Raw genomic sequence first — 22,343 nt, forward strand, 5'->3', positions numbered from 1 at the left:
CAGATGGTACTGCAGTTATGTGGGAGAGTATGTCGCCGCCTTTCTTTTGAAAAGCCCTATCAGTAATGATAGGGCTTTTTTGTTACCAATATAGCATCCCGATGGGACTAAAAAACCACCTCAATTGAGGTGGTTTTGTGGTTTTTATACTTCATGAAAGGCTAACGCGAGCGTCTCGCTCGTGGATTTGTGGACACGAGCGTCCCGCTCGCGCCAGCGACGGGGAACTAGTTAACTAATCCTATTTTAATTTAGGGTTTTGAAAGGTTGTGGTTTTAAATCTGAAACATTATCCATTACTCAATAAGTTCTAAATTTTTGCATTTATTTTTTTCATACCAATTAATCCAGACCTTTCTATAATTTAAATATTTATTATATGGAATTTGATTTATGTAATTTCCTGCATGTTCGCTATTAGTTTTTGAATATTTTGAAAAAAATCTTATGGCTTTGTAATAATCAGATTTAATTTTATCCAATTTCTCTAATTTTTCTTCAAAATTAAGTTGTATGTCATTAGCAATATTAGTACTTTTTGATTTATTTTTATAATAATCATCCAATATTGATAAATTACTAAAAAACTCTTTCTTGAAAATAAGGTTCTCATTACAATTTTCTCTCTCTAAATCAAGTTTTTTATTTCCTGCACAACCTATGGATAATATTACAAGAAAATATATAATTCTAAGTTTTCTCATGTCATTTTTTTTTAATAATATCAGCGGGTGGTTTTCCCAGTTCACGAGCGAATCCTTTTGCGTTTTTTGTGAATTATAAGCAATTTATAAATTATTTTCCAATAAATATTTAACTGAAAACAAATTCCGCGTTAGGGATAGGAGCATTGTTTGAGCTCTTACTTAAAATACCTAAGAATTTTAAGTAAAGCGAGTGGGATAGCCCGACCCTTGTGGGAACGCTCTAAAATTCTAAAATGGCATCGTAATGCTTGTGGTGATTTTTAAATTCTTGAACACCTTCTTTAAAAGTTAGGTATTTTGCCCCGTTATTGTGGTTGTTTTTACTGATTAGGTACATGTAATGGAAATGGCGTGTGAGTTCTTTCCAACCGAATAAAAGCGAATGTTTTGGGTCGTACATGTGAGTAGGTTCGCTAATGGCACCGTTTATTTCTACGATTTGGAAGTTTTTACCTTTTGCTAAATCTTCATAAGAATAGTACATAATATCCATTCTTCCAAAATGAAAACCACTGATTTGACTACAAATGGTATTGAAACTTTCCATCATTTCTGAGGTGATTTCGTGACTAGCATCGACGAATTTTGTTCCGCGACAATGATTGCCGTAAGGAACCAAATTAATTGTTTCTCCTTCGTTTAAAATAGTGTTTAGTTTGTCTTTGTATTCTTCTTCAAGTACTTCTAATTGTAGTAGATAGCGTTTGTCTTGATATAGTAATTCGCGAAGGGTGTTTTTACCGTTTCCAGTTAAAATCATGAATTCTTTTGATACAATTCCAGTGATTTTTCCTGGTTGGTTTGGTAATTTCACATAGAAAAGACCAATTTCATTTTCATACGGAATCAAATCCTGAATTAAAATGTCAAATTTCGCTTTTTTGAGGTAATTTTCTAGCTCTTCGGTAGTGTGAATTTTTTTTACGGCAGTTCCTCTTAAACCAATATCGGGTTTAGCAATTAAAGGGAATTGAATGTTTTCGGAGTTAATTCTTTGTAAAATAACTTCTAAATTTTCATTAGGACTAATCAAAAGAGTTTTAGGATAATATTGGGGTGGAATCAAATCGTAAATTTCTTTTTTCGATTCCATGAAAAATCCTCCATTTTTTATAGTTGGATTTGAAGCATTAAAGAAAAAAAATGAGCGTGTTCTAATCACATAATACAAATATTGAAAATATACTGGCAAATACACCACTTGATAGGGCCAATATTCCCAATGGGTTAACTTATGTAGGAAAAGATTCAGTTTTGTCATTTTTTTATTCGAATAAATCAAGATACTTCATTTGTATTATATCGTTCTTTACTTTGCATTGCGTTATGCTGATGGTTTTCAATACATCGTTGCGATTAATCTGCAAGCCAAACTCTTTATTTTCTGATTCTGTAAATTGATGAAAATGTAAAATTTCTTCTGGTGTTGGAGCGTTTTTACTTTTTATAAAATCTTGAAACCATTCTTTTCTTTTTTCTCTAATTTCTTTTGAATAAAGAGTAGAAGAGGACCAAATATGAAATTGCTTTGCATCAAATTCTGTGGTGCTTTTTTCAGCTTCGTTCCATTGCAATTGTGTCAATTTATTGTTTTCAACTAACACTATTGTGAACGGTTCAATGTCAGTCAAATCAATTTTTTCCCAATAATCGAAAGTGTTTTCAGCGGTCATTAAGTCTAAGACAACTAAACCTCTACTTTTTCGGTATTTTGATTTTGGAATGTGTTTTTCTTGTGCTCCGTTTAGTAAAACAATAATTTTGGTTTCATTATTTGCTACCCAAGTTCCGCCAGCTTTTGGGTCTTTTGGAAAGATTATCTTTTTTCCTTCAATCAAATATTCTTGTGGAGAAAGTGCTCTTTCACGAGTAATTTTTTCATCTCGATTAGACGTGACAATACAACCTTCAGGAGTTGGAATATACGTTACTGTGCACATTGTTTGCGATATTCTAATGTTGATGGCGCTACTCCGAATGTACTAGGTATTTTAATATGTGGTAGACTATGTAATGCTACTTTTATTAAGGCTTGATGATGAATACTGTGTTCTAAATTGTAAATTAATTCTCTGAAATAGTTGGTTTGTAACAGTTCAATTGGACTAAAACAATTGTGTGTTAGCGAAAGAGGTTTATTTGGTTTGTCTAGTTCCAAAAGATATTTTTCAATGATAGCAATCGATTCATTTTTATCGGTTTGAAGCAATACATCTCGTTTTCTATCATCGTAATTGATTAATCCGTAGTCGTAGTTTTCAAATAAACAGCCAAATAACTCAATAATATGTCGCATGTGTTCTCCAATAGTAGCATTGCTTAACTCTGGATTTTTTTGCGTGAATTCATCGTTTGTAAGCTGACGAAGTAATTCGATATTTTCGGAAAGATTATTCTTTATACTTTTTATCAGCATAGTTTTACTTTGTTTCTGGAACAAATTTTATGGAAACAGAGTTCATGCAAAAGCGTTGACCAGTAGTTTCTTTTGGTCCATCGTCAAAAATATGACCTAAATGACCATCACATTTTGCACACAATACTTCAGTTCTAACCATTCCGTAGCTCAAATCTTGAACATAGACAACCGAACCTTTAATCGCTTTGTCAAACGAAGGCCAACCACAATGTGAATCAAATTTGGTATCTGAGGTGAATAAATCATTTCCGCAACCTGCACAAACGTATTTACCTTTTTCAAAATGATCCCAATATTCTCCCGTAAAGGCTCTTTCGGTTCCTTTGTTTCTTAAAACTTCATATTGCTCTGGAGTAAGCTCAGCTTTCCATTGCGCTTCTGTTTTTTTGGAATTTGAATTCATGTTTTTAGGTTCTTTGTTTTGTGATTGACACGACTGAAATGTGATTACTAAAAGTAATAAAAATAAGTTTTTCATAGCTAACATTTTTTCAAATTTAAGTGTTATAATTCAAATAAAATGTTAACAATCTTACAAAGTATTTGAATTAGGTATTGATTTCTAAATCTTTAATATAGTCTTCGTTTTCATAAAAGAAACGTTCAAAAGCATCCATTTTTTCAGCAAAGAAGTCAAAAACTTCAGGCCAAGTGTTTTTGTTATTAATGCTAATTCCTGTTTTTTCTACCCAAACACGACTGATTACTTTTCCTGTTTCTAAATAGAAATTACGTTCAAAAATAACATCGTCTAAATAGTCTTCTAAAAGAATGGTTTTTAACGATTCTACTTTCTCATAATATATCTTACGTTTTTCTTCGTCTTTTGGTTCTATATCTAGTAAAACTAATGCTTTTTTATTGTCAACATAAAATTTGAAGGTTACATCTTTTATTTTGGTATTGTATAACAACCACTTACGAGGATATTCGGCGGCAAATGCAATCCAAAAATCTTTTTTTATTTGAAGCGCTTCTTCTTTACTGAACATATTATTAAATTAGAAAGTTATTTTGTTTGAAAAAAATAGCTACCTTTAAGGTTGCTAAATTGAGATTGTATGCTTTTTAATGATTTTATAAAATATATTCCAAAGATAGAAAAAGAAACGCTCCTTTCTACGGATGCGCATGCAAAAATGGCGCCATTAGAACGTATTTCTTATTTAAATGAGGAAAATTATATGGATAAAAATCCGAGGAAAGCTGCCGTTTTAATGCTCTTCTATCCTAAAAATTCGGTTACACATTTAGCCTTAATTGTTCGAAATTCGTATCCTGGAGTTCATTCTTCTCAAATAGGTTTTCCAGGTGGTAAAGTAGAAGAGTACGATGCCGATTTAGAGGAAACAGCACTTAGAGAAACTCATGAAGAAGTGGGTATTCATCCAGATAAAATTCAAATCATCAAACCATTTAGTGAAATTTATATTCCACCAAGTAATTTTTTAGTCGCCCCTTTTATGGGAATTTCTAATGAAGAATTAACTTTTATTCCAGATTTAGATGAAGTCAAACGAGTTTTAGAGTTTTCAATTGCTGACTTTTTAGACGAGAAAAGTATTACAAAAGTAACCATGTCAACTTCTTATGCTACCGATATTGAAGTACCTGCTTTTATGGTGGACAAATATGTGGTTTGGGGTGCTACTGCAATGATGATGAGCGAGTTAAAAGAAACCATTAAGTGTGCGTTAAGTAAATGTAATTTATAGTGGTTTCAAATTGTTACGCACTATGATGAATTTAAGTCATTTTTTCTTTCTAAAATCACCTATTTTACTACTTTTGCGTTCTTGTTTTGTTAAAAAAAATGAAAATTATGGGATTATTTAAGAGAAATCCTTTCGGACATATATTGTTTTTAAAGACTTGGTTAATTCGTATAGCGGGTTTTTTAACACACCGTCGTTATCGTTATTTTAACCAATTACAAATCGAAGGTTCAGAAATTATTAGAAGTTTGCCTGATACGAATGTTTTATTTATTTCGAATCACCAAACCTATTTTGCTGATGTTGTAGCTATGTTTCACGTTTTTAATGCGAGTTTAAAAGGAAGAGAAAATAACATTAAAAATGTAATGTATTTATGGAATCCGAAGTTAAACATGTATTATGTAGCGGCTAAGGAAACCATGCAAGAAGGTTTACTACCAAGAATTTTAGCTTATGCGGGAGCCATTACAGTAGAAAGAACTTGGAGAGCGAAAGGAAAAGATGTTACGGAGAAGAAAGATGTTAATCCGAACGATACTGAAAATATTAAGATTGCTTTAGAAGATGGTTGGGTAATTACTTTTCCACAAGGAACTACACGTTCTTTTAAACCTGTGCGAAAAGGAACAGCGCATATTATTTTGCAACACAAGCCAGTTGTAGTACCAATTGTAATTGATGGTTTCCGTCGTTCTTTTGACCGAAAAGGATTGATGATTAAGAAAAAAGGAATCTTACAATCAATGGTGATTAAAGAACCATTGAAGATTGATTACGAAACAGCAACGGTTGATGAAGTGGTAGAAATGATTGAATTTGCAATAGAACAACATCCTTCTTTATTAAAAGTGATACCATCTGAAGTTTTAGATGAACAAGCTAAATTAGACAGAGAAAGAATGTGGAAATATTAAATAAAAAAAAGAGGCAACTGCCTCTTTTTTTATTTAACAGCTTCTACTTTATATCCTTGTTTTCGCAATAGTTTTATTACTCCTTCTTCTCCAGCTAAATGACCAGCACCAACACCAAAAAAGGTAGGTTTGTCTTTCATGGTTTTAATCATGATTGGAATCCAGTTTTTATTTCTATTGTTTAATAAAACATCTTGGTTTTCAGAAGTGATTTTATTGTCAGAATCGTCCATCATTTTTAACATTCCTTCAATGTCTTTGTTTTGATAGATTTTCATCATTTTATTCATTTCATCTTTATCTTTTTCTAAATCGCCTTTTGCCATTTTTAATAGTTCTTCTGCTTGTATTTCATATGAAATAGCATCAAAAACTTTCATTTGGTCTTCAATAGTTTCTAACCCGAAAACTTCTTCGTTTTGTTCTTCGGTTACTTTCATTAAAACACTTTCCACGGATTGAAATGGGCAATCAATCATCTTTGGATAAAGCATAGTAGTTATCATAAAAGGTTTAAAACTATCGAATAGCTTAGCCGACATGTTCAAGTTTTTCTTAAGAAATTCATCTACTGTTTTAAAATCTTCTGAGTTTAGTAAAGTCGATAATTTCGCACCATCTTTCATCATCATATGTTGCATCATTTGCATTTGCATCGATTTTTCATCCATATCTAGCTCTAAATACAATTGTTTTGTGTTTTCTAATGCACTTAAAGTATTATAATCTAAAGTCGCGTCACAAGTAATATGAATGGTTCCAAATAAATACGAATCGTATTTTAATCCGTTTCCAGATATTTTCCACAATAAACTTTTTTCTAATTCTTGAGAGAAAGAAAAACCAGTTAGTAAAGTTAAAAGCGTGATAAAGAATTTTTTCATTAGTAGTCTATTTTTTTTAGTTCATCATAATTTTTTTGAAGACGGCGCATTAAAATACCATACAGTAATCGGTAGAATAACCAAATTAGGCCAATAAATACAATAATTACCGCAGCATAAACTAAAAGCATGATACAGTAAAATGTTTTTGGATCAATATTAGAAGATGCGTTGTCAATTACTTTTTTAATAGAAGGATCGTATAAAAATTGGAAAATAAATACAATAATCATCGAAATTGCAGTCATTGCTAAGTTATACCAAACATAATATTTAACTGTTTTACGAGTTTTTAAAATGTTTTGCATCAATTGTTTAACATTGTCTGTAGTGTTTATCGCTTTGTAGTTTTTGAAAAACAAAAAGATAAAAAAGAGAATGACTCCATAACTTATTACAGACATAAAAGGCATAAATGTATCCAGATGATATAATTCAAGTGTTTTGGTGTATTTATCATCTGCCGTTAAAAAAGAAATACTCAACCATAAAAGTAGTTCTAAAACACTAATAATCACAATCCACTTCACGATAGAAGAGGAACGTTTATGTAGCATTCCATAAATTTCTTTTTCACCTATTTGTTGGAACGAACTTTCTTGTTTTTTCCAGTCTTTTTTTAATAAATCTAATTCATCCATGAGTTACGGATTTAATATTTTTTTTAATTTCCCTTTCACACGGTTCATTTTCACACGTGCATTCACTTCACTAATCCCCAACGTTTCTGAAATTTCGGTATAATCTTTATCTTCTAAGTATAAGAAAACTAAGGCTTTTTCAATATCGTTCAGTTCGCTAATGGCACTGTACAGTAGCTTTAATTTTTCTTCTTCTTCAAAATTGTAATCGTCTTGTGTTACTTTATGAAAAGTACTATCAAATTCAATTGTGTCAATACTTCGCTTCTTTTTTCGGTAAAGTGTAATGGCTGTGTTTAATCCTACGCGATACGCCCAAGTAGTAAATTTAGAATCGCCTCTAAAGTTGGGAAAAGCTTTCCATAATTGAATCGTAATTTCCTGAAACAAATCTTTATGCGCATCTTCATCAGTAGTATATAATCGACAAATTTTGTGGATTATATTCTGATTCTCTTTGAGTTGCTTTACGAAAAGTGCTTCCGATTCTGATTTCATATACAATAAGTAGTAGTTTTTACCAATTTGTTACAAGTTTACTATTTCAAATTTAATTAATCATTAACTATTTTGCGAAACATTCAATTCTTTTTCTTCTTATCTTTGACTTGATAAATTTACAATGATAAATGAATATTCCTCGTAGTAGTTTTCCTAGAATTGTCATCATAGGTGGTGGTTTTGCTGGAATATCTTTAGCGAAAAAACTTCGCAATAAGAAAGTACAAGTCGTTTTACTAGACAAACATAATTATCACAATTTTCAACCTTTGATGTACCAAGTAGCAACTGGCGGTTTAGAGCCCGATTCTATTGCGTACCCAATTCGAAAAATTGTTCAAGAATATAAAGATTTTTATTTCCGATTGGCAGAAGTTCGTGAAATTGATGCCGAAAACAATACGGTTTACGCCGATATTGGCGAATTAAAATATGATTATTTAGTAATTGCAACAGGTTCTAAAACCAATTATTTTGGAAATAAAGAAATTGAGCGCAATAGTATGGCGATGAAAACGATTCCGCAGTCGTTGAATATTCGTAGTTTGATTTTAGAGAATTTCGAACAAGCTTTGCTTACCAATGATATCGACGAACGTCATAGTTTGATGAATTTCGTTTTAGTTGGTGGTGGTCCAACAGGAGTTGAATTAGCCGGAGCTTTAGCTGAAATGAAAAAAGCGATTCTTCCAAAAGATTATCCCGATTTAGATGTTCGAAAAATGGAAATCAATCTGATTCAAAGTGGCGATAGAATTCTGAATACCATGAGCGAAAATGCTTCAGAAAAAGCAGAAAAGTTTCTTTTGGATTTAGGAGTTAGCGTTTGGAAAAACGTTCGTGTAACAGGTTATGATGGAAAAACCGTAACCACCAATTCCGATTTATCTTTCGATTCAGCAACTGTAATTTGGACAGCTGGTGTACAAGGCGCTTTACCTCACGGTTTAAAGGCAGATAGTTTCATCAAAAATGTAGACAGAATTAAAGTCAACCAATTCAATCAAGTAGAGGGGTATGATAATCTTTTTGCGATTGGTGATATTGCTGTAATGACTTCAGAAGAATTTCCGCAAGGACATCCGATGATGGCACAACCTGCGATGCAACAGGGAAGATTGTTAGCCGAAAATGTAATCCGATTATTAGATAAAAAGGAATTAAAACCGTTTGTTTACAAAGATAAAGGTTCAATGGCAACCATAGGAAGAAACAAAGCCGTTGTGGATTTGCCAAAATTTAAATTCAGCGGTGTTTTTGCTTGGTTTGTTTGGATGTTTGTACATTTATTTTCGTTAATTGGATTCAAAAATAAAGCGGTGGTTTTCTTAAATTGGGTTTACAATTACATCCGTTTTGACCGAGAAGCGCGTTTGATTATGCGTCCGTATAAAAAGAGAAAATTAGTAAGTTTTACGAGTGACGAGTTATAAATAGGGGAAAGTTGAAAGGGATTAGGAAAAAGTTAATACGTTACGTAAACTATTCCCTAATCCCTTTTCTCTTATAACTTATTCTCATACCCAATTGCTAATCCTACAAACTTACTATAGCCTTCCATTCCATCTTTTTGTTGGTTGGCTTTTAGAAAATTGTCGTAGAAATATTCAAAAAAGGTATTGATTGGCGTTTGGTATTCCTTCCAAAAGATTTTATTTTCTTCAAAGTTTTTTAAAACACCTTTATTGATTTTTTTCAAATAAGGCTCTGAACTTTCTTCTTTTATCATTTCCAAATTATGCAATGCATAGCGCAACGCAAAACTGTAAGCTGAATATTGGAAATACAAATCCTCGTTTTTAGCAGCCGTTACAAATCCAATGAAATTACATTCGCTTTCACTTCCAATTCCGGTTTGATGCGCCATTTCGTGGCAAGTGGTTAAAGGAGAAGTGTATTTTGGTTTCAAATAATTGACTTGCGCTTCATTGGTAAACGGATTCAAATACCCACCAAATCCCATATAACTCAACGGATAACTGAACAACGAAGATTTGATGCTTTTTACTTTGTAACGGAATTCTTGTAAATCACTTGGAATATTTTCGTATCCTTTCAAAGCCAAATTATAAATTTCGTCATGCGAATATGGTATCACAACCGCAATTGAATCATTTTTAGTGATTTGCATTTGTAATTCATTGGTTTTCACCAACATTTTTTCAATAAAAACTTTCAATTGGTCTACCGAATATTCTTTTTCAATCTTCAATTTTTCATGTAACGGAATTCGGTAGTAGTTCATTCCCCAAAGAATATGAAAGAAAAAGTAAAACACCGAAACCCAACTCAAAATAGCTAATCCGTTATTTTTCCATTCTTTAAAAAAACCGATTCGGTGTTTCCAAATCCATCTAAATAAGAGTAAAATCAGTATAAAATAGATTACATCACCAAAAGAAAATGGTAACCAACCTAATGCTTTTCTCGACAAGAAAGCCAATTTCGGATAAAAACCTTTGCTGTACCAATTTTCTACAAAATCAGGAAACAAACCAATCGTTTTCACAACGATGATTTGGATAAGTAAGAATAAAGGAAGGACAAATTTTATTTTCACAGCGTATTTTAAAACGTAAATATAATCACAAATCAATTTGTAAAGAAATTAAACTTTGTAACTTTGTTGCTTAGACACTTAAAAACTACAAAAATATAATGAGCCAAGAAATTAGAAATCTGGAACCAAAGCCACTTTGGAACAAATTTGCCGATTTGAATGCTGTACCACGTCCGTCTAAAAAAGAAGAACGTGTGATTGAATTCATGAAAAACTTCGGAACCAGTTTAGGATTAGAAACGTTTGAAGACGAAATCAGAAACGTAATCATTCGCAAACCAGCAACGCCAGGAATGGAAAACCGCAAACCAATTGTTTTACAAGGACATTTGGATATGGTTCACCAAAAAAATAACGACACGAATTTTGATTTCGATACGCAAGGAATTGATATGTATGTGGATGGTGATTGGGTTCGTGCTCGCGGAACTACGCTTGGTGCCGACAATGGGTTAGGAGTAGCAATGATTATGGCGATTTTAGAAGCTACAGATATCAAACATCCTGCAATTGAGGCTTTGTTTACGATTGATGAAGAAACGGGAATGACTGGCGCTTTAAACTTAAAAGGCGGTGTGTTACAAGGTGAAATTTTATTGAATATGGATACCGAAGAAGATGATGAAATCGATATCGGTTGTGCGGGTGGAATTGATGTAACTGCTTCAAGAGGTTACAACGAAGAAGAAACGCCAGAAGGTTCTGTGGGTTACACGATTACTGTAAAAGGTTTACAAGGTGGACACTCGGGAATGGATATTCATAAAGGATTAGGAAACGCAAACAAAATCATGAACCGTTTATTATTTGATGGTTTTGAGAATTTTGGATTGCAAATTGCTGAAATTTCAGGTGGAAGTTTGCGTAATGCGATTCCGAGAGAAAGTGTAGCGAAAGTAATTATTGCTGAAATGTATGACGAAGCGTTTGTTTTTGACATGCAAGAAGTAATTGGCGACATCAAAACCGAATTCAAAACGATGGAGCCAAATTTAACGATTGAGATTGTTAAAAACGATACGATTCCAGCGAAAGTAATGGATTTAGGCGTACAAGAAGGTTTGTTACGAGCGATTTATGCAGCACACAACGGTGTTTACAGAATGTCGGCTGATATGGAAGACTTGGTAGAAACTTCGAATAATATTGCACGCGTGATTGTAAAAGACGGACAAATTTCGATTCAGAATTTAACGCGTTCATCGGTGGAAAGTTCTAAAATGGATTTAGCAAATAGCTTACGTTCAGCTTATGAATTATTTGGTTGCGAAGTAGAATTTGGAGGAAGTTATCCAGGTTGGACACCAAACGTAAACTCTGAAATTTTAGACGTATTGACTTCTATTTATGAAAAGCAAAACGGTGAAAAACCAAAAGTAGTGGCGTGTCACGCCGGATTAGAATGTGGTATTTTAGGAACCAATTATCCAAACATGGATATGATTTCTTTTGGACCAACAATTCACGGAGCACACAGCCCAGATGAAAGAGCATCCATTAAATCGTCTCAGAAATTTTGGAAGTTTGTTTTGGAAATTTTAGAGAATATTCCAGAGAAGAAATAAGAGAATAGAAAATAGAATAAAGAGGAAATCCCGAGTTAGCTCGGGATTTTTTAATTATAATCAATATAAATTTTAGAAATTTTATTATCCAATATATCGAAACTTACGCTTCCACTTGAATCCTTAATTTTAATTTCAAAAAATGTCACATTCTTTATTTCTTTATTATAAAAATTAAAAGTTTTAAACCATTTTGCATAAGAATAATTGAATTTTTCTTTAATAGAATCGATTGAATCTCCAATTTTAATTTCAATAGAATCTATAGTAAGTTGCAAATTATTATCTTCTAAGATTAACAAAAAAAGTTTTTCATCATTAGGATCAAATACAATTTTATTCTCATTAATAAAGTAATCAATTATGGTTTCTGATTCATTTTCAAGAATTATGGAATCAGTTCTTATTATATTAATTTTAGCAACATCCTTTTCAAATTGTTTTCTATTGAAACCAAATATGTTTTTTTCGTTTATAAGAATTTGATTTTTACTAATTGAATTAATTTTGTCATTTTTTATTTTTTCTATTTCAGAAGCTAAATCTCTATTTACGAAATGAATTATTTCTTTAGATAAAGATTTTTTAAATTCGTCTCTTTCATCTTTTACAATGTAGTTTTTATAATAGATTTCATTTGTGTTAGTCGAATAAAAAAGAGTGTCTTGATAACTATTGTATTCTATTACAAACATTGTTTTGAATCTTTCATTGCCAAAATGTGTGTTGTAATCTTTTTGCGTCTTATTATAATTTCTTAATTGACTAATAGATTTGTAAATTTTCTTTACAACTTTTTCATCAGTAGTTTTTAACAAAAGGAAATTATCTTCTCTTAAATAACTTTCTTCAAAAAAATCAATATCAATTATTGGATCTGTTTCAATATCAAATGTATTTATTATGTTGTAAATATGAATTTCTGTTAAATCTTTTGGTTTTGATTGTCCAAAGGAAATACAAGTAATTAATATGATAAATAGATAACGCATTTTGAATATTTTATTTTCAAATTTAAACAAAAAAGGCTCACTTTCGTGAACCTCATTATACTTTATATGTTTAAAATTACTTTTTCTCTCTTTTTGTTTGCTCTTTTAAAATGGATGGCAAATAAGGTGAAATAATAGTTTCTAATGCTGCTTCAGAGATTGATAATGCTTTAGCATCTTGTGGTAACGTGTTCCAGATTTTCGGGTTTTTAAAATCATAGCTTCCAAAAACAATTACGGGAGTTCCTTTTAATTTTACTTTTTCGGCGCTTTCTAATTCCCATTGATCGGCAAATTCGTATAGCATTTTGGCATCTTTTTCTAACAATCGCAAACAAGAATGCGAAGCTGGATAACCAGGTAATTCATATTCGTGAAAACCAATGCCTTGTTTGTTTTCAATGTTGAAATTCCATTTTAGTTTCCATTCATCGTTAAACGTACTTATGGTTTCTTCGGCTTTCCAATTGGTAAAAAACAAACCGGTTGGTGTTTTGTCTTTTTCTCTTCCCAGACTTGTAGGTCCGGTATGTGTTAAAACACCATATTCATAAGTCGCGAAAGCTTGCGTAGCATATGAAAACAGAATAATTTTGCTTACTTCGTTCAAAGTCGCAACTTCTATCGGAAAAGGCATATAATATTCCAAATCACCCGAGAAATCGGTTGGCACTACTATCGAATCTAATTTTTTTAAATTCACGACATCCACACGATTTAGAGCCAAAACCAAATCGAGTGCTTTTGGATTTGAACCTTCGGTTTTTAACCACTCTTCACTTTTTTGAAATGTATAGGCGACTTCTTTAGGTTCGCTTCTTTTTATTTCAGGTTTGACAATGGTTATAACTTCTTTCTTCTCTTCTTTACAAGAAAGTGAAAAAAGACTAATTGCCAAAACCACTATTTTTAAGACGTTTTTCATGTTTTCTTTTTCGCAAAGTTATACCTATAAAACGCGTGTTGTCTTATATTATTCTTTGAAATAGTTACATGATTTTGATTTTTAGAAGTATTAAAAAAGGCTCACTTTCGTGAACCTTCTAAAATTATTTTTGTCTAATTATATTTCTAAACAAATGAAAGTTATTAGGAATAGCGTTTGTTATTTCTGCTTTGTTTGATGTTATTGTAGGTTTAACGCAAATTACTTTAGTGTCTTTATCTATTTCAATTATATGGGTAGATGTGAAATTTTTAATGTCTTTGTGAACTAATTTGAATTCATATTTACCAGGTAATAAATAAATTATAGCAAATTCATTTGACATAAGTTGCCCTAAAGGTTTATTGTTAATCCATACATTTATAAATGATGAGTTATCTATTTTATGATTAAATCCAGCTCCATTATAGATTAATATTTTTCCATTATCAAATTCTCCAATTATTACTGGATCAGAAAATGTTCTTTGTAAACTAAATTCAGATTGAATGGGTTTTAATAAACAAGAGGAAAACAATAATGATGATATAAAAAGCAATAAAAAAATCTTTAATCTCATGAGTTTTAATTTGTAGTTTTAATCTTATTATTTTTCAAAAATACCAAAAACTTCATTACAACTCCATTTAAGTTATCAACAAAAAAGGCTCACTTTCGTGAACCTTTTTCTTTTATTAACTCAAAATAATTAAAACTAAAATTGGAAAAATTATTCCAGCTACGGCTAGTTTCCAGCCTCGGCGTTTAAAGGTGTTTTTGCCGTGGGTTACCATTAAAGTTCCCGTGATGGCTATAAGTATTAAAGAAATTCCAAAAATATCAGAGTAGTAAATCCACCAGTTTGATGTAGTTTTATGCAACTTCATCGTTTGACTGATAATTGGTGTTTTATTGAAAGCAACAATTTCACCTTTACCCGTTTTTATGTCGATTTCTACATCGTGTTTTTCAAACGAAATCTTAAACGTGCCTTTCTTTACATTGTGGCGACGCATTTTATCATCGATGCCCAATTGTTTCCCTAAATTTTCAGCAAATTCTTCTGTAATTTGGCTTTCTTCTGGCAGTTGTACTTTGATGTTTTTGGTTTCGATGGTGTATTTTTCAGGATGCCAATGTTCTCTATGGTTCATTAAAATTCCCGAAAAGGCAAACGAAATTATCAATCCTACATAGAAGTAGCCAAAATCGCGGTGAATGTCTCTAACTAATTTTTGTTGTTTCATGGTTTAAAATTTATATCGTAAAGAAGTTAAAATTTGTCTTGGAGCAATAGGGTTTACACTGTAGTTTTCGTGCATCGTATAATTCAACTCGTTGGTAATATTTGATAATTTGCAAAGTAATGTAAATTGTTTCCAATTATAACCAAGCGATACATCAATAGTTGTGTAACCATTTACAGGAATTTCTCTATCCCAAATTCCGTTTGGATAGGTTGGGTTTATTTGATTGTTCCAACCTCCAACTCGGTCGCCAATGTAGTTTCCAATTGCTCCAACCGAAATGTTTTTGAAAATTCCTGTTGGTACAGTATAGAAGAAACTTAAGTTTGCAGTATGTTGAGGTGTTCTTACTAAACGGTCACCTTCAATAAAACTTCCTGTTGCTCCAGTGGTTTCTGTATAACGCATATCGTTGTAGCTGTAACCCGCCATAATGTTGAAATCATCTATCGGTTTGTACGTAATGTCTAATTCAATTCCTTTACTTGTTGTTTCACCGCTTAACGCTTTTACATTGGTGTTGGTATTGATGTTTCCGTTGGCATCAAATTCGGCTGTTTGCGCCAAGTTGCTGTTCACAATTTGGTACAAAGTAACGTTTGTAGTTAGTTTTCCTTTCCAGAATTCGTTTTTAACACCAACTTCAATTTGGTCAATGATGGAAGGTTCAATCGCTTCGTTATTAATATCTACTCCAGTATTTGGTGTAAAGGAATTGGAATAACTTGAGAATAAAGTAATACTTTTTGTAGGTTGGTAAATTAAACCCACTTTTGGAGAGAAAGCTCTATCGTTACGAATTTTTTCTTCAGTAACCGTGTTTGCTGTAATGTTGTATGTTTCAGGTTTTGCTTCTTGGTACGAATAACGAACGCCCAATAAAGCTTTGAATTTTTCTCCAAACGAAATCAAATCTTGAGCATAAATTCCTAAACGAGTAGTTTCTGTCTTTACGATTCTTGTTATTTCTGAAGGTAAAGCTGGTAATTCATTTGAAGCATCATAAGAAGCTGGATCAAAAATATTTACGGTATCATAATTTGTTACTGTTGTGCCAGTTGTTGGATTGAAAAATCTGAACGTGTACGCATCTGCATATGAAATTTCAGTATCTATTCCTGTAAACAATTGATGTTTGATTTTACCTGTTTTAAAATTGCCTTGTAAGCTAATTTGATTGGCTAGAATTTGTTCTACTGCTTTATTTCTTCCATATGGACGATTCCAATCGCCATTTGCTGCAGGTTGAATACGTTCTGTACCAATAGATTCTCTATCGTAATCTTGGAAAGAAGAATTAAAGTTTAGTTTCCAATTTTTATTGAATTCATGATTTGCTAATATCGAAGCGGTTGCTTGTTTGGTAGTTCCGTTAGACCATTTTGCTCCTAAATATGCGTTTCTTGGCACATTAGCAATTTCTTTCCCAATAGAACCGGTACCAAAATCGGGTGTCCAATCATCACTTAAATAATCGGCTTGAAGCGTGATTTCTGTTTTATCACTCACTTTAAAAAGTAGGGAAGGATTTACGTAGTAACGTTCTTTAGTGACAAAATCTCTAAAGCTTTCCGAATTTTCATACGAACCATTAAAACGATATGCAATCGAATTATTAAAAGCACCATACACATCTGCTGAAGGTTTGTAGAAATTGTAACTTCCTGCTTGCATGGTGAATTCGCCACCGGTTCTAAAATTTGGAGATTTGGTTACCATATTCATAATTCCTCCAGGCGCCACATTACCGTATAATAACGCTGCACTTCCTTTTAAAATTTCTACTTTTTCTAACGAAGAAACTTCTGGAATAGAACCGCTGTTGAAACGGAAACCGTTTTTAAACATGTTGTTGGCCGACATGTCGTAGCCTCTTGACCAAAACGATTCTTGAGCGCCACCTCGTGCTGAACCAACATAAACACCATTTGCATTTTTGATAACATCACTCAAACGAATGGATTGTTGTTGTTGGATGATTTCGGCTCCAATCACTTGAATGGCTTGAGGTAAATCTTTTTCTTTGATTCCAGCTCTGTTTACTGAAGATTTTGAAGGGTTGTTTTTGGCTTCGATAACCACTTCTTTTAATTTTTTTACAGTATCGTTTTCTGTAAAATAGTTTTCACTAACGTCGTTAAGGTTTTCTTGAGATACTGCCTGAAGTGAAGACAGTAATACTATAGATTTGAAAATGTTTTTATACATCTTATTTAGATTAAATTAAAATAACGATGCAAAAATATTGAGTCAAAATGAAACTACAAAATTTATTTAGACTTATTTTAAATAATATTTCTAAAGAATTGATTTTCAAACCGAAACTTTTAAACACTTAAATTTTTAAACTTTAAACTAAAATTGTAACTTTGCACTCCAAAATAAATAACAGCTATGTTAGATAGATTACAATATGTAAAACAACGTTTTGACGAAATTTCAGACTTAATTATTCAGCCTGATGTAATTGCCGATCAAAAGCGTTACGTACAATTAAATAAAGAATACAAAGACCTTAAAGGTTTGGTTGAAAAACGTGAAGAATACATTACGCTTGACGGAAATATAAAAGAAGCTAACGAAATTATCGCTGATGGTTCAGATGCCGAAATGGTAGAAATGGCCAAAATGCAATTAGATGAAGCTAAAGAGCGTTTGCCACAATTGGAAGATGAAATCAAATTTATGTTGATTCCTAAAGATCCAGAAGATGCGAAAAACGTTATGGTGGAAATTCGTGCAGGTACTGGTGGAGACGAAGCTTCTATTTTTGCAGGAGATTTATTCCGTATGTATACTAAATATTGCGAAGCACGTGGTTGGAGAACTTCTGTAGTAGATATTAGTGAAGGAACTTCTGGTGGATTCAAAGAGGTGATTTTTGAAGTAACAGGAGAAGACGTTTACGGAACTTTAAAATTTGAAGCAGGAGTACACCGTGTACAACGTGTACCACAAACCGAAACACAAGGTCGTGTGCACACTTCAGCGGCAACGGTAATGGTTTTACCAGAAGCAGAAGAATTTGATGTACAAATTGATATGAACGATGTTCGTGTTGACTTTTTCTGTTCGTCTGGTCCTGGAGGTCAGTCGGTAAATACGACGAAGTCTGCGGTTCGTTTAACGCACATTCCAACTGGATTAGTGGCGCAATGTCAGGATCAAAAATCGCAGCATAAGAATAAAGATAAAGCAATGGAAGTATTGCGTTCTCGTTTATACGAAAAAGAATTAGCCATCAAACAAGCGGAAGATGCAACAAAACGTTCTTCGCAAGTAAGTTCAGGTGACCGTTCGGCAAAAATTAGAACCTATAACTATTCTCAAGGTCGTGTAACCGATCACAGAATTGGTTTAGACGTTTTTGATATGGATGGTGTGATGAATGGTAAAATTCAAAAATTTGTTGACGAACTTCAGTTGGTAAACAACATGGAAAAATTAAAAGAAAACGAAGTTTTCTAATCGGAAACTTATTAAATATAAAAAATGCCAAACTAAATTATAGCTTGGCATTTTTTTTTGAATCAATAAATAACTGTAACTATTCTTTGGCTTCTGAATTTTCTTCTGCTTTTGAGCCCATTCTATTCGCTTTTAAAAGTGGAGCAAATTTAAATTTGATAGAGGCAATTTTCATATTGTCAGAACCAGATAAACCTTCATTTTCAACTGTGTTTTTTCTAGTATCTAATGCTTCATAGTACAATTTAATTTCATCCCAATCTTCTCTTGAGTAGCTTTCTTTATTTTTTTCAACTGTTGAGGTAAAGTTGTCATATACTCTTAAAATGTTGTTTTTGTTTACCCAAGTAAAAGCCATATCGTCTCCAATATCTTCACTTCCAAAAAGAGCTGTTCTAACAATTGATTTAGTAGCTGCTTTAGGTTGTTGAGCTAAATAATTCGCTTTGTACAATTCATATTTGTCGCTGGAAACTAGTATTTTCCCTTCTAATTCTTCGCGATTTTCTAAATCTTGTAAAGCAACTTCAGCTGCAATTTTTCTTCTTTCGTGATCATTTTCAATGCTATCCCAGTTTGTTTTTAAGTCACTTAAAGCAACATTGTTTAACGAGTCTACATACATTTCATATGCCACAACTTCTTTTTCTGCATTAGTTTGCTTTTCATCTTTACATGAAATTAAAGCAACTCCTGATGCAAGGGTAATAAGTAAAAATTTTAAATTTTTCATTTTGATTGTTTATTTGTTAGAAATTTTTGATAGTATTTTAGTTACTGCAAATTGAACTCCGTAACCTAAAATTTGTTTAAATGGATTTTTGGATTCGCCAACTACCATTCTTTTAGATAAATAACCACCTAAAACACTAGTAATGGTAGAAAATAGATTGTCTTTGTTGGTAGCGGTTTTGTAAAATTCGGAAATACCTTGGTTTACAATATTAGAAACAGTAAATGAATTATGAACAGTAAAATATTGTTCTTTTAATTCTACGAATTCATTAGCTCGTTTTATTTTTAATGCAGCAATTTTGTTGTCAAGAATATCGGTTTGTTTGAGCGCTTTCATCCTTATAAATGGTTTGGATTACTTTCATCTTCAGAGATAATCTTATCTTTTAAAAGTTTAGAAACAATTAAATTATCAATAGGTATTTTAATTAGTGTTTTTCTAAAAATGAATACAATAATGGCAACTATAAAATAAAATCCAGAAACTAGGAAAAATCCCATGGCGTAATCATTTAATAGTTTGCCTATAAAAAGGCTAATACCAATGTTAATAAACAAGGTAAACATAGCCACAATAATAGAGATGGAAATAACAACCGATAAAGATGAGATTACATCTGATGTTTTATCTATGGTATTTAATTGTAGTAATTCAAAACTGGTTTTGGAATACTTTTCTGCTTTTTTGTAAAGTAGCTCTATATCGGTGGCTATATTTTCCATTGCTATTTCTTATCTGGTAATGTCGTTACTCATTCGTTCTAATTTCGATTTTCCTTCTTCAATAACTTCTTCTGCATTAGAAGTAAAGTTTGAATATTGATCTTCAACCGAAGCAATAAAATCAGTAAAACTTCCTTTTAAATTATCTTTTAAATCGGTTCCTTTTTGTGCAATTTTTCTTCTGGTGTTGCTTCCTTTATCTGGAGCAAACAATACGCCTAATAAGGCACCAACAGCTAATCCACCTAACACTCCTACGATAACATCTGTATTTTTCATACTATTATTTTTTAATGATTTATATTTCTCTTCCTTTGATTAATCTGAATAAAATCGCAATTACAGCGATTACCAACAAAATGTGGATAATATTACCCGCACTGTAAACAAAAAATCCTAATGCCCAAAGAATAACAAGCACTATGGCAATGGTGTATAATAAATTTGACATATCTTTATGTTTTAAAGTTTATAATTGACTAAGACAAGCTTTTGACTTATCTTTTCGAACTATAACAAAGGTGTAACTTATTGAATCAATTTGTATTACACACCAAAGGCTAAATGTTACAGATTTCCCACATTTATTGAATTCTCGTTACTTTGAGTTTCCAAAACTTTGAACTAACTTTGCCCAACAACTAACACTAAACACCACAACGTTTTGACTACACAACAACTTCAAGACCAAATCCAAGCTAAAAAATCATTTCTATGTATTGGTTTGGATGTCGATTTGAATAAAATTCCCGAGCATTTACTACAAACCGAAGATCCTATTTTCGAATTCAATAAAGCGATTATCGATGTGACTCACGATTTGTGTGTTTCTTATAAACCAAACACCGCTTTTTATGAAGCTTACGGAATAAAAGGTTGGCAATCGTTAGAAAAAACCATCAATTACATCAACGAAAAGTATCCTGAAATTTTCACCATTGCCGATGCAAAACGCGGTGATATTGGCAACACGTCATCCATGTATGCTAGAGCCTTTTTCAACGACTTAGATTTCGATTCGGTAACTGTGGCTCCTTATATGGGAAAAGATTCAGTAGAACCTTTCTTAGCATTTGAAGATAAACACACGATTATGTTGGCGTTGACTTCAAACGAAGGCGCTTTTGATTTTCAAACGCAAAATGTCCACGGTAAAGAATTGTACAAAGTGGTTTTAGAAACGTCAAAATCATGGAAAAACGCGCATAATTTGATGTATGTAGTTGGTGCAACTAAAGCCGAATATTTCACTGAAATTAGAAAAATTGTTCCCGATAGTTTTTTATTAGTTCCAGGTGTTGGCGCTCAAGGCGGAAGTTTAGCCGAGGTTTGCAAATACGGAATGAGCAAAAATGTTGGTTTGTTAATTAATTCTTCAAGAGGAATTATTTATGCTTCAAACGGAACTGATTTCGCTGAAAAGGCTAGGGAAGAAGCGTTGAAATTGCAACAAGAAATGGAGGGAATTTTGGTTTCAAGTTTCAAGTTTCAAGTTTAAAACGATCATCTTAAACTTTTTAAATGAAATTAATTGATCAACTAGGAATTTTACATACTTTCGAAAAGCAACCCGTTCGAATCATTTCTTTAGTGCCTTCGCAAACCGAATTGCTTTATGATTTAGGTTTGGAAGATAACATCGTTGGAATAACTAAATTTTGCGTGCATCCTGTTCATTTTAAAGCGACTAAAACGATTGTTGGCGGAACAAAAAACATCAAATTCGATAAAATAAAAGCACTTCAGCCCGATATTATCATTTGTAACAAAGAAGAAAATACGAAAGAAATTGTGGATGAATTAAATACAATTTGTCCAGTTTGGGTAACCGATATTCTCACGATTGAAGACAATTTACAAATGATTCACGATTTTGGTCAACTTTTCAATAAACGAACTGATGCTCAAAAATGGATAGACAAAATTAATTTTGCATATCAAGATTTTCAGCAATTCATCAAAGATAAATCCATTAAAAAGGCAGCTTATTTTATTTGGGCAAAACCTCATATGGTCGCAGGAAATCATACGTTTATCAATGAATTATTGAAATTAAATCATTTCGAGAATATTTACGAAGTAAAAGAAGGACGTTATCCAGAAGTTGAATTGAAGAAAATTCGTTTAGAAGGCGATCCTGATTATGTTTTTTTGTCTTCCGAACCTTTTCCGTTTACCGATGAACATGCTTTTGAAATAGGACGTTTTACGCATCATGCCAAAACTGTTTTTGTCGATGGCGAAATGTTTTCTTGGTACGGAAGTCGATTGTTAAAAGCATTTGATTACTTCAAAAAACTACATGCTAAAATTTAAAATTTGTTCAATCGTTAATTTTGTTGAA

At 32.1% G+C, this 22,343-nt stretch carries 27 protein-coding genes; 7 read left to right on the plus strand and 20 right to left on the minus strand.

Annotated elements, in window-relative coordinates; genetic code table 11:
* Positions 1–296: 296 nt before the first annotated feature.
* The 6 genes from C8D80_RS00005 to C8D80_RS00030 all read right to left on the minus strand — a co-directional run bounded on the left by C8D80_RS00005 (position 297) and on the right by C8D80_RS00030 (position 4,118).
* The gene (locus C8D80_RS00005) at positions 297–704 is read right to left on the minus strand and encodes a hypothetical protein (RefSeq protein WP_133606062.1); all 408 of its coding nucleotides are present in this window, start codon (positions 702–704) and stop codon (positions 297–299) included.
* Positions 705–927: 223 nt separating this feature from the next.
* A complete protein-coding gene (locus tag C8D80_RS00010; protein WP_133606064.1) occupies positions 928–1,968 on the minus strand; it encodes an ATP-grasp domain-containing protein in 1,041 nt (346 codons plus the stop codon).
* Positions 1,969–1,972: 4 nt separating this feature from the next.
* Complete coding sequence (locus C8D80_RS00015) at positions 1,973–2,647, minus strand: NRDE family protein (protein WP_133606066.1); 675 nt, start codon at positions 2,645–2,647, stop codon at positions 1,973–1,975.
* Complete coding sequence (locus C8D80_RS00020; RefSeq protein WP_133606067.1) at positions 2,635–3,123, minus strand: DinB family protein; 489 nt, start codon at positions 3,121–3,123, stop codon at positions 2,635–2,637. The genes C8D80_RS00015 and C8D80_RS00020 overlap by 13 nt, the downstream gene beginning before the upstream one ends.
* Positions 3,124–3,127: 4 nt before the next feature.
* Positions 3,128–3,604: a peptide-methionine (R)-S-oxide reductase MsrB gene (msrB, locus tag C8D80_RS00025; RefSeq protein WP_199757206.1), complete on the minus strand. Its 477-nt coding sequence runs from the start codon at positions 3,602–3,604 to the stop codon at positions 3,128–3,130.
* Between the two features lie 70 nt (positions 3,605–3,674).
* Positions 3,675–4,118, minus strand: coding sequence for a DUF4268 domain-containing protein (locus tag C8D80_RS00030; RefSeq protein ID WP_133606070.1), 444 nt, complete (start codon positions 4,116–4,118; stop codon positions 3,675–3,677).
* Between the two features lie 69 nt (positions 4,119–4,187).
* Here C8D80_RS00030 and C8D80_RS00035 point away from each other — a divergent pair, with 69 nt between their 5' ends.
* Entirely contained in the window at positions 4,188–4,841 is a 654-nt protein-coding gene (locus C8D80_RS00035) for an NUDIX hydrolase (protein WP_133606072.1), read from the plus strand.
* Between the two features lie 107 nt (positions 4,842–4,948).
* Positions 4,949–5,758 (plus strand): lysophospholipid acyltransferase family protein, encoded by an 810-nt coding sequence (locus C8D80_RS00040; RefSeq protein ID WP_133606074.1) that lies wholly within the window; start codon positions 4,949–4,951, stop codon positions 5,756–5,758.
* A gap of 29 nt (positions 5,759–5,787) precedes the next feature.
* Here C8D80_RS00040 and C8D80_RS00045 read toward each other — a convergent pair whose 3' ends face one another.
* From C8D80_RS00045 to C8D80_RS00055, 3 genes are read right to left on the minus strand one after another with little or no spacing between them, the layout of a single operon-like run.
* Positions 5,788–6,642: a TraB/GumN family protein gene (locus C8D80_RS00045; RefSeq protein WP_133606076.1), complete on the minus strand. Its 855-nt coding sequence runs from the start codon at positions 6,640–6,642 to the stop codon at positions 5,788–5,790.
* Positions 6,642–7,283 (minus strand): ABC transporter ATP-binding protein, encoded by a 642-nt coding sequence (locus C8D80_RS00050; RefSeq protein ID WP_133606079.1) that lies wholly within the window; start codon positions 7,281–7,283, stop codon positions 6,642–6,644. The genes C8D80_RS00045 and C8D80_RS00050 overlap by 1 nt, the downstream gene beginning before the upstream one ends.
* Before the next feature lie 3 nt (positions 7,284–7,286).
* Positions 7,287–7,781 (minus strand): RNA polymerase sigma factor, encoded by a 495-nt coding sequence (locus C8D80_RS00055; protein WP_133606081.1) that lies wholly within the window; start codon positions 7,779–7,781, stop codon positions 7,287–7,289.
* Between the two features lie 131 nt (positions 7,782–7,912).
* Between C8D80_RS00055 and C8D80_RS00060 the strand changes: the two genes are divergently transcribed.
* A complete protein-coding gene (locus C8D80_RS00060) occupies positions 7,913–9,217 on the plus strand; it encodes an NAD(P)/FAD-dependent oxidoreductase (protein ID WP_133606083.1) in 1,305 nt (434 codons plus the stop codon).
* A 71-nt stretch (positions 9,218–9,288) separates the two neighbouring features.
* Here C8D80_RS00060 and C8D80_RS00065 read toward each other — a convergent pair whose 3' ends face one another.
* Complete coding sequence (locus C8D80_RS00065) at positions 9,289–10,293, minus strand: DUF3810 domain-containing protein (protein ID WP_133606085.1); 1,005 nt, start codon at positions 10,291–10,293, stop codon at positions 9,289–9,291.
* 149 nt (positions 10,294–10,442) lie between these two features.
* Here C8D80_RS00065 and C8D80_RS00070 point away from each other — a divergent pair, with 149 nt between their 5' ends.
* A complete protein-coding gene (locus tag C8D80_RS00070; RefSeq protein WP_133606087.1) occupies positions 10,443–11,909 on the plus strand; it encodes an aminoacyl-histidine dipeptidase in 1,467 nt (488 codons plus the stop codon).
* Between the two features lie 50 nt (positions 11,910–11,959).
* Here the strand turns inward: C8D80_RS00070 and C8D80_RS00075 are convergent, their stop codons facing one another.
* The 5 genes from C8D80_RS00075 to C8D80_RS00095 form a co-directional block, all read right to left on the minus strand.
* Entirely contained in the window at positions 11,960–12,931 is a 972-nt protein-coding gene (locus C8D80_RS00075; RefSeq protein WP_133606089.1) for a hypothetical protein, read from the minus strand.
* Positions 12,932–12,977: 46 nt separating this feature from the next.
* Positions 12,978–13,826, minus strand: a complete 849-nt coding sequence (locus C8D80_RS00080; RefSeq protein ID WP_133606091.1) for a L,D-transpeptidase — start codon at positions 13,824–13,826, stop codon at positions 12,978–12,980.
* A 124-nt stretch (positions 13,827–13,950) separates the two neighbouring features.
* The gene (locus C8D80_RS00085; protein WP_133606093.1) at positions 13,951–14,406 is read right to left on the minus strand and encodes a hypothetical protein; all 456 of its coding nucleotides are present in this window, start codon (positions 14,404–14,406) and stop codon (positions 13,951–13,953) included.
* A gap of 115 nt (positions 14,407–14,521) precedes the next feature.
* A complete protein-coding gene (locus tag C8D80_RS00090) occupies positions 14,522–15,073 on the minus strand; it encodes a PepSY-associated TM helix domain-containing protein (protein ID WP_133606095.1) in 552 nt (183 codons plus the stop codon).
* A 3-nt stretch (positions 15,074–15,076) separates the two neighbouring features.
* The gene (locus C8D80_RS00095; protein WP_133606097.1) at positions 15,077–17,281 is read right to left on the minus strand and encodes a TonB-dependent siderophore receptor; all 2,205 of its coding nucleotides are present in this window, start codon (positions 17,279–17,281) and stop codon (positions 15,077–15,079) included.
* A gap of 186 nt (positions 17,282–17,467) precedes the next feature.
* Here C8D80_RS00095 and prfA point away from each other — a divergent pair, with 186 nt between their 5' ends.
* Positions 17,468–18,541, plus strand: a complete 1,074-nt coding sequence (gene prfA, locus C8D80_RS00100; protein WP_133606099.1) for a peptide chain release factor 1 — start codon at positions 17,468–17,470, stop codon at positions 18,539–18,541.
* A gap of 79 nt (positions 18,542–18,620) precedes the next feature.
* Here prfA and C8D80_RS00105 read toward each other — a convergent pair whose 3' ends face one another.
* The 5 genes from C8D80_RS00105 to C8D80_RS00125 are packed head-to-tail and all read right to left on the minus strand — an operon-like array spanning position 18,621 to position 20,450.
* Positions 18,621–19,274: a hypothetical protein gene (locus C8D80_RS00105; RefSeq protein ID WP_133606101.1), complete on the minus strand. Its 654-nt coding sequence runs from the start codon at positions 19,272–19,274 to the stop codon at positions 18,621–18,623.
* A gap of 9 nt (positions 19,275–19,283) precedes the next feature.
* Positions 19,284–19,613, minus strand: coding sequence for a hypothetical protein (locus tag C8D80_RS00110; protein ID WP_133606103.1), 330 nt, complete (start codon positions 19,611–19,613; stop codon positions 19,284–19,286).
* Positions 19,614–19,615: 2 nt separating this feature from the next.
* Positions 19,616–19,999, minus strand: a complete 384-nt coding sequence (locus C8D80_RS00115) for a hypothetical protein (RefSeq protein ID WP_133606105.1) — start codon at positions 19,997–19,999, stop codon at positions 19,616–19,618.
* Between the two features lie 9 nt (positions 20,000–20,008).
* On the minus strand, positions 20,009–20,278 hold the full coding sequence (locus C8D80_RS00120; protein WP_133606107.1) for a YtxH domain-containing protein: 270 nt from the start codon (positions 20,276–20,278) through the stop codon (positions 20,009–20,011).
* Positions 20,279–20,297: 19 nt separating this feature from the next.
* Positions 20,298–20,450 (minus strand): lmo0937 family membrane protein, encoded by a 153-nt coding sequence (locus C8D80_RS00125; RefSeq protein WP_133606109.1) that lies wholly within the window; start codon positions 20,448–20,450, stop codon positions 20,298–20,300.
* Between the two features lie 213 nt (positions 20,451–20,663).
* Between C8D80_RS00125 and pyrF the strand changes: the two genes are divergently transcribed.
* Complete coding sequence (pyrF, locus tag C8D80_RS00130) at positions 20,664–21,497, plus strand: orotidine-5'-phosphate decarboxylase (protein WP_133606111.1); 834 nt, start codon at positions 20,664–20,666, stop codon at positions 21,495–21,497.
* A gap of 23 nt (positions 21,498–21,520) precedes the next feature.
* The gene (locus C8D80_RS00135; protein WP_133606113.1) at positions 21,521–22,315 is read left to right on the plus strand and encodes an ABC transporter substrate-binding protein; all 795 of its coding nucleotides are present in this window, start codon (positions 21,521–21,523) and stop codon (positions 22,313–22,315) included.
* Positions 22,316–22,343: the final 28 nt, after the last annotated feature.

The organism is Flavobacterium cheniae (genome assembly GCF_004363695.1).
GTDB classification, from domain to species: Bacteria; Bacteroidota; Bacteroidia; order Flavobacteriales; family Flavobacteriaceae; genus Flavobacterium; species Flavobacterium cheniae.